The sequence below is a fragment of the Methanobrevibacter sp. genome (assembly GCF_045112895.1).
Lineage (GTDB): Archaea > Methanobacteriota > Methanobacteria > Methanobacteriales > Methanobacteriaceae > Methanocatella.
In genome coordinates, this window is sequence record NZ_JBGUIH010000044.1 from 1 (window position 1) to 6347 (window position 6347).

At 37.4% G+C, this 6347-nt stretch carries 6 protein-coding genes; 3 read left to right on the plus strand and 3 right to left on the minus strand.

Annotated elements, in window-relative coordinates; all coding sequences use genetic code 11:
- Positions 1–197 precede the first annotated feature (197 nt).
- The 3 genes from ACJMLD_RS08110 (at position 198) to ACJMLD_RS08120 (ending at position 4761) form a co-directional block, all read left to right on the plus strand.
- The gene (locus ACJMLD_RS08110; protein WP_405270341.1) at positions 198–1364 is read left to right on the plus strand and encodes an aldo/keto reductase; all 1167 of its coding nucleotides are present in this window, start codon (positions 198–200) and stop codon (positions 1362–1364) included.
- A gap of 305 nt (positions 1365–1669) precedes the next feature.
- Positions 1670–3025, plus strand: a complete 1356-nt coding sequence (gene glnA / locus ACJMLD_RS08115) for a type I glutamate--ammonia ligase (RefSeq protein ID WP_405270343.1) — start codon at positions 1670–1672, stop codon at positions 3023–3025.
- Between the two features lie 53 nt (positions 3026–3078).
- Positions 3079–4761 (plus strand): NrpR regulatory domain-containing protein, encoded by a 1683-nt coding sequence (locus ACJMLD_RS08120; RefSeq protein ID WP_405270345.1) that lies wholly within the window; start codon positions 3079–3081, stop codon positions 4759–4761.
- On the opposite strand, the gene ACJMLD_RS08125 is transcribed toward ACJMLD_RS08120, so the two are convergent.
- The 3 genes from ACJMLD_RS08125 to ACJMLD_RS08135 all read right to left on the minus strand — a co-directional run.
- Positions 4762–5052, minus strand: coding sequence for a DUF2097 domain-containing protein (locus ACJMLD_RS08125; RefSeq protein WP_405270347.1), 291 nt, complete (start codon positions 5050–5052; stop codon positions 4762–4764).
- A gap of 124 nt (positions 5053–5176) precedes the next feature.
- Entirely contained in the window at positions 5177–5467 is a 291-nt protein-coding gene (locus ACJMLD_RS08130) for a DUF2097 domain-containing protein (RefSeq protein ID WP_405270349.1), read from the minus strand.
- A 42-nt stretch (positions 5468–5509) separates the two neighbouring features.
- On the minus strand, positions 5510–6347 hold an 838-nt coding region (locus ACJMLD_RS08135), incomplete at its 5' end, for a formylmethanofuran dehydrogenase subunit C (protein ID WP_405270351.1).

Below are 6347 nucleotides of genomic sequence, written 5' to 3' on the forward strand. Positions count from 1 at the left end.
ACGGCTCATAGGGTAATAAAGCAGTGCTCTGACTTATTCCTGGGATACCGTGAGATCGCGGGTTCGAATCCCGCCCCCGGCATCCTATATCCCAGGAATTTACCATCTAAACTATTTTTAAATAAAATATTTTTTCAAATCATAATCATTTTATACTTGTTTTAGCAGATATCTAATTTAATAATTGAGGTTTGAACATGCTATATAATACACTTGGAAAGACAGGCCTTGAAGTATCCAGGCTTGGTTTTGGAACAATGAGGCTTCCGACCAAAGGTTCCAATGAGAACATTGATGAGCAGGAAGCGTCTGCAATGCTTAAGTATGGAATTGAAAACGGAATCAACATTATCGATACCGCTTATCCTTACCACTCAAAAGAGCTGGATGGAAATGGAAACAGCGAAGTGTTTGTTGGCAAATTTCTAAAGGAAAACGATTTAAGGGATGAAATTCTGCTTCAGACAAAATCCCCTTCCTGGCTGATGGAGAAAAGGACTGATTTTGACTATTATCTTGACATACAGCTTGAGAAGCTGCAGACAGACTATGTCGACATTTACCTGTTGCATTCGCTGACAGTGCCTGATTGGACTAAAGTCAATGAACTGGGCGTTTTAGACTTTTTGGACGATTGCTTAAGCAGCGGCAAAGTCAGGCATGTTGGATTCTCATCACATATTGAAGTTGACTATCTGATTGAGATTCTCGACGAATATCCCAAATGGGAAGTTGCCCTGACCCAAATGAATTACCTCGACGAATATTACCAATCCGGAGTGATGGGCCTCAACTACCTGAAAGAGGCGAATGTCGGAAGCATGATTATGGAGCCTCTTCGCGGAGGCAGACTGGTCAACAATATCCCTCAGGACGTTCAGGACTTATGGAATATGGCCGAGACAAAAAGAACCCCTGTCGAGTGGGCATTGCAATACCTATGGAACAGGGATGATGTGGATTGCGTCCTAAGCGGCATGACCCGCCTGGAGCAGGTTAAACAGAACATTGAAATAGCTTCCAAAGAGGACATCATCAGCGACTATGACCAGGAAATAATCAGGGAGGTTGCAAGAACCTACAGAACCCATCTCGGAAACAACTGCACAAGATGCGGCTACTGCATGCCATGCCCCCATGGCGTTGACATCATCAACTGCCTGACCGAATACAACATTGCCCACATGATGGATGATCCCAAAGCCAGCGCAATGCAATATTTTTCATTGATTGATGAGGATTCAAGGGCGGACAGCTGCATACAATGTGGAGAATGCATTCCATTTTGCACTCAAATGCTGGACATTCCAGAAGAGCTTGTTAAAGTCCATGAGTACTTTGGAAGCGAATTTGACCACTTCTAAACAAAAGGGAAAATTTTGATTTTTTCATTTTTGGCAGGCAAAATCTAAACATTGCCTCAATTTTTTATTCATTTTCTATATCCATTTGAACAATTGACTATCAAAATCTAAAATCGATAGCATTATTTTTATAAATTTGAAATAAACTTATACATTAATATACTAAAAACGACATATTACAATTAACTAACTATTTTTGCAAAACCTTTATATACGATGAGGTGGAAATATATTTCCAAGGTAGGAAGATACTTTCCGACTACTTTTTTAAATTCAATATTACACATATATTGGAGCTTGATTAGATGAGCGAAATTAATGAAGAAAAAATGCAAAGTGTAATCGAACAAATGACCGAGGATAACATCAAATTTATCCGTCTGCAATTTGTCGATATAAATGGTACTGTAAAAAATATTGTTATTCCATTCAACAAAGAAGATATGGAAGACCTCTTTACTGAAGGAATGTTGTTTGACGGATCCTCAATTGCAGGATTTGTCGGAATCAACGAAAGTGACCTTGTCCTAAAACCTGACATCAACACATACTCAAGATTATCCTGGAGACCTGAAGAGTCCGCAGTATGTAGATTCATCTGTGATGTCTGGACACCTGAACAGGAACCGTTCGTCGGTGACCCAAGAAGCGTATTGAAAAAATCCTTAGCAAAAATCAAAAAAATGGGCTTACAATATAACATCGGTCCGGAACCTGAATTCTTTATTGTGGACATTGACGAAAACGGATACCCAATGCCATACGATGATGCGACATACTTTGATGTAGAACCATTAGACAAAGGGCCTGATTTCAGAAGAGAATTAACCTTAAACCTAGAAGAATTGGACTTCGAAGTTGAAGCATCTCACCACGAAGTAGCTCCTGGTCAAAACGAAATTGCATTTAAATTTAAAGATGCTTTAAAAACTGCTGATGCAGTAATCACATTTAAACAAGCTATTAAAGCTATTGTAGATAATATGGCTACCTTTGATCAATTAGATTACAGGGTAACATTCATGCCAAAACCTTTCTTCGGAGTTAACGGTAGTGGTATGCACTGTCACCAATCAATCTTCAAAGGCGACAAAAACCTGTTCTCTGATCCTAACTCAGACACCGGTCTTTCAAAAGATGCTCTCTACTTCATGGGAGGATTGTTAAAACACGCTCCTGCATTAACTGCAATTACCAACCCGATTGTAAACTCATACAAACGTTTGGTGCCTGGTTATGAAGCACCTGTATACAGAGCATACGGTCTTAAAAACAGATCCGCTTTAATCAGAGTTCCTGCAGCACGTGGAAAAGCAACCCGTATTGAATACAGAGCACCTGACCCAGCATGTAACCCATACTTGGCATTCGCCGTAATGCTTGAAGCAGGTATCGACGGTATACAAAATAAAATTGACCCTGGTGAACCTACTGAAATCAACATCTACCAATTAACCGAAGAAGAAAGAGAATCCATGGGCATTAAAGTCTTGCCATCAAGTCTATGGGAAGCTTACCATGCACTTGAAGAGGACCCACTTATATTAGGCGCTTTAGGTGACCACATCAGTCAAAAATTCCTAGAGCTCAAATATCAAGAATGGGACGAATACCGTGTTCAAGTATTTGGATACGAACAAAGAAAATATTTAGATATCTAAATCTAAATATTATTTTTCATTTTTTTAATCTGTATTAACTGCGGAGCTTTTTTATGTCAGAATCTGAACATAGAATGATGGAGATTTTAAGAATCCTGAACGAACAGGACAAGCCTACAGGCTCTAAATTAATAGCTGATGAATTGAGAAACAAAGGCTTTAATTTAGGTGAGCGTGCTGTCAGATACCACATGCAAATCCTGGATGAAAAGGGATTTACCGAAAAGATGGGGTATTCCGGAAGACGCATCACAAATCTCGGTCGTGAAAAACTAGAAAAAGGATTGATTTACGATCAAGTCGATTTCATCTACTCAAGATTTGAGGAAATGATTTATTTGACTGACTTCAACTATATGGCACAAGAAGGAAATGTAGTTGTTAATACTTCAACCATTTATAACGAAGAATCTATTGATATAATTAAAAGAATTATCGAAAGTGGCCTTTCTGTTAGCCCTTATGTTAATTTAAATAGAATTGCAAATGAAAGTAAAATTAATGTAACAACATTGTGCGGAACCACAATAGACGGGATACTCCTTAATGAAGGAATACCTTCACAGCCGCAATACGGAGGGCTGCTGAAAATAGAGGACTACAAGCCGATCAAATTCACTGAACTGATATCCTACAAAAAGACATCAGTGACACCGCTGGATGCATTTTCAACACCCGGCTTCACATCAGTGCTTGACGTTGTTGACAACGGTAACGGAATAATTCCTGCAAACTTCAGACTTATACCTGGAATCGGAAGGTCTAAGGCCGTTGACATAATAAATAGCCTCAATAAAATAGGAATTGGAGGAGTAATAGGCATTTCTGATGAAGGAAAAGATATTTTAGGAATTCCAGTTCCAGATGGAATGGTCGGAATAGCCGTTGTAGGTGGAATTACACCATTCTGTGCCGTTCAAGAGGAAAATCAAAATATTGACATTAAAATAGCTGAAGAAATAACAGACTTTAAGAACCTATCACCTATAACCTCAACTTTTAAGCATTCACTTAAAGAAGTTGAACATGAAATCCAACCAAAAATACCGTTCTTGCTTTCAAAAACATGGAATTTAATCCAACAGGTTAATTTTGATGTAGAAAAAAGAAAAGGAGACATCATTTCAAATGTATCCTACATCAATAAGGATGACTTGGATTCATCTTTGAAAATAATGGAGGAGGCCTATAATTCCAATCCAAAATACATCAATCCATATTACCAGTTAATCAGCCATCCGAACGATGACGATAAAATTGGAATAGCTACAATCTGTAGTCTGAGCATTGATGGAATATTGATTGACAATGGAATCATGAGCAATCCAAGATATGGAGGGCTGCTTGAGCTTACAGAACCGCCATTATTCATTGACTTGATTTCCTACAATGGTTCAACAGAAGATCCGCATCAAATATTTTTGGCAAAAAACATGACCTCAATAAGCGGAGGAATTGGACCTAACAAAATATTAGCCAGTTTTAAGGAAATTCCACATATATCCCGAGACTATGCAGTATATCTTTTAGAAATTCTCAAGAATATCGGATTTTCAATTTATAAGATTGGTAAACCACGGGAAGTAACATACAATGCAAAGGCAGACAACTATAACTTCGGTGTTGTAACAGGCAGTGGTTTAAATTCAATTGGTGCAATAAAAGAAAAGGGAATAGATGTTGAAGTCAAAGCTATTGAAAAATTAATTCGTTTTGAAAAAATGGATAGATTGTAACTATATTACAGTCACATCCACTTCTTCACCATTTTTTGGATAGTGAACAAATTCGATTATATCATCTTCCACTTCATAAATATCGATTTCTACAGTAGAACCTATTTGGCTTTCATCAAGTGAAACTAGCATTTTAAAACCCGGTTCTCCAAAATATTCTGAAAAATCCATATTCAAGACTTCGCCTTCTGCAAAAATCCTATTATATGAAATTTCAATCTTATCATGAATTTTAACATTTTCCTTTAGGTAGTTTACGGCTTCTTTTGTAGTTAATTCTAATTCGTTCATGATAACCATCTCCAAGTAAATATAATTATATCAGATTACTATATAAATGTTTGTATATTAACGAACAAAAATACGGATTTGCGGAAAAGCAATTTAAAAAAAATAAATAGAAAAAAGAGAGAAATTATAGAATTTCTATAATAAGTTCCTTGTCATCTGTAATGTGGCGCAATTCGATTAAATCATCCTCAATCTCATTGAAATCGAGCTCGACACATTGATTTAAAATTTTACCTGTTAACTGAAGACCTACCCTATAACCTTCACCAGTCATCTCATCCTCTTCTGTGAAACCTAAAACTTCACCAGGAGCAAAGATACGATTGTATGAAACTTCTAAAAGATCTCCAACTTCGACTTCGTTTTTAACATATTCCAATGCTTCATCAAAAGTCATCTGAACTTCTTCTACCATATTATCAACAGCTTAAAAATAAAAAAAGAAAAGAGAGAGGAATTATAAATTCCTGTATTCTCTGATTGAAGTATATTCGTCGTCTAATTCTCCGTACTCAGCTAATTTTTCTTTGTTAGCTTCAGCACCTAAGTAAAGGTTACCTTTACCGTTAAGACCAATATCTCCAGTATATTTAATATATTTACCTGGGAATGTAATTCCTTCAACTTCTGGATCTACAACGATACCATCGAGAACAAATCCTTCAAGTAATCTACCGAGGAATCCGTGGATGATAATGTTACCGTTTTTCATCTGACCACCAGGCCAACGGTTTACGTCACCGTCGATTTCGATGATACCTTTGGTCATGTGAATACCAGCTAAGATATCACAGTTACCTTTAACGTGAATTCTTCCACCGGTTAAACATTCACCACATTGTTTTCCAGCGTTACCGCCAACAACGATTTGTCCACCAGTCATACCTCTCCATTCACCAATGTATGAAGCACCGGTAAATTCTTTGGTATTTCCTTCGATTTCAAGGTATCCGCCGGACATTTCTCTTCCAGCGTGAGCTGCTGCATCACCTTTAACGAGAATGGAACCACCGGACATTTCTGCACCAACGTGTAAATCTACACTGCTGTTACAGATGATGTTTCCACCGCTCATTTTACAACCGATGTATTTTACTCTGTTTAAATCACCGTTGAGAATCATTTCAACTTCATCAGGTCCGTTAGCTTCTCCAACTACAGTAATGTCGAAGAAGTCAGTGATTGGGAATCTTGAGTTTCCAATAGGAACTTGATATTTTGCGAAATCAGCTTCAGTCCATGAATAAATTTCATCAGGAATTAATTCATCAAATTCTAAAGCGATTGAAGAAGTT